At 64.1% G+C, this 1,603-nt stretch carries 1 protein-coding gene; it reads left to right on the forward strand.

Annotation, left to right across the window (positions count from 1 at the left end; translation table 11 throughout):
* Positions 1 to 1,603, forward strand: a 1,603-nt coding sequence (locus tag EN851_RS36580; protein WP_189587329.1) for an Ig-like domain-containing protein, incomplete at both ends; no start/stop codon positions are given.

Genomic DNA, 1,603 nt, shown 5'->3' on the forward strand with positions numbered 1-1,603 from the left:
CGCTGCTCGACAATTTCTCGCATCCCGACGCGGGTGGACAGAATGTCATCAACCTGACCGGCATCAATGTGGTCGCTACCGATTCGGACGGAGACCAGGCGAGCGCGACGGTTCAGGTCAATGTTACTGACGACGTGCCGACGGCGGTTGCCGACAGTGCGACGCAGACGACCGAGAATGCGCCTGTGACGGTGAACGTGTTCGCCAACGACGTGCCTGGCGCGGACGGAGTGAACATCACCGATCCGACCAAGGTGAGCTATGTGGCGGGATCGCTGGCGGGCGGCACCGGAACGGTCACCTACCACAATGATGGCACCTTCACCTACGCGCCGGTCGCCGGCGAGGAAGGGACGGTGACGTTCCAGTACCAGATCGTCGACGGTGACGGCGATCCGTCGGTGACCACGGTGACGATCAACCTGCTGAAGGATTCGACGCCGACGCTCGTGATCGCCGCGGGTTCGGACACCAGCGTGAACGAGGCTGGCCTTCCGGTGCGCGGCATCGAGCCGGCGGGTTCCGGCGAGATTGCCGACCATGATGGGACCAACAACAGCGATCCGAGCGAAACGGCGACGGGCGCGCTGACGATCACGACGGGCAGCGACACGATCGGCCACCTTTACGTGACCGACAAGAACAACCTCCAGGTGGAAGTGACCAATGGCGGCCTGGTGCATGGCCAGTATGGCGACCTGACGATCACCGGCACGCCGGCGACAGGCTACACCTATTCCTACACGCTGCTGGACAACACCTCGGGCAACACTACCCATGACGACTTCGCCGTCCAGGTGGTCGATTCCGACGGTGATCCGGCCTCCACGACGCTCTCCATCGCCATCGTCGACGACGTGCCGACGGCGGTTGCCGACAGTGCGACGCAGACGACCGAGAATGCGCCTGTGACGGTGAACGTGTTCGCCAACGACGTGCCTGGCGCGGACGGAGTGAACATCACCGATCCGACCAAGGTGAGCTATGTGGCGGGATCGCTGGCGGGCGGCACCGGAACGGTCACCTACCACAATGATGGCACCTTCACCTACGCGCCGGTCGCCGGCGAGGAAGGGACGGTGACGTTCCAGTACCAGATCGTCGACGGTGACGGCGATCCGTCGGTGACCACGGTGACGATCAACCTGCTGAAGGATTCGACGCCGACGCTCGTGATCGCCGCGGGTTCGGACACCAGCGTGAACGAGGCTGGCCTTCCGGTGCGCGGCATCGAGCCGGCGGGTTCCGGCGAGATTGCCGACCATGATGGGACCAACAACAGCGATCCGAGCGAAACGGCGACGGGCGCGCTGACGATCACGACGGGCAGCGACACGATCGGCCACCTTTACGTGACCGACAAGAACAACCTCCAGGTGGAAGTGACCAATGGCGGCCTGGTGCATGGCCAGTATGGCGACCTGACGATCACCGGCACGCCGGCGACAGGCTACACCTATTCCTACACGCTGCTGGACAACACCTCGGGCAACACTACCCATGACGACTTCGCCGTCCAGGTGGTCGATTCCGACGGTGATCCGGCCTCCACGACGCTCTCCATCGCCATCGTCGACGACGTGCCGACGGCGGTTGCCGACAC

The sequence above is a fragment of the Mesorhizobium sp. M8A.F.Ca.ET.208.01.1.1 genome (assembly GCF_004791315.1).
GTDB lineage: Bacteria > Pseudomonadota > Alphaproteobacteria > Rhizobiales > Rhizobiaceae > Mesorhizobium.